Here is a 248-nt window from a genome sequence, read left to right on the forward strand (position 1 = left end):
GCCGAGAATGGTCGCTTCGATCTGTTTGGTCGTCATGCATTTTCTCCGTGGCGAGCGGCGTTGTCGTCGTCGGCGCTTTGCTGCGGTTCGAGCAGGTCGAGCTGATTGTCGCGGTCGGCGCCGGCGCGTGCGCGCGGCAGCTTTTCGAGGATCGCGTTCAGGCGCACCTGTGCGTCGTCGATCTTCGCCGACAGCCCATCGCGTTCGGCCTGCAGCGCGTTACGCTCTTCGCGCACCTGCTCGAGTTC

Annotated in this window: 1 pseudogene; it reads right to left on the bottom strand. The window is 64.9% G+C overall.

Features of this window, described 5'->3' with window-relative positions:
• Positions 1-32: 32 nt before the first annotated feature.
• Positions 33-248 (bottom strand): annotated as a pseudogene (locus tag SB816_RS33915) (ATPase); the annotation flags it as partial.

Source organism: Achromobacter sp. SIMBA_011, from assembly GCF_046535435.1.
Lineage (GTDB): Bacteria > Pseudomonadota > Gammaproteobacteria > Burkholderiales > Burkholderiaceae_B > Achromobacter > Achromobacter dolens.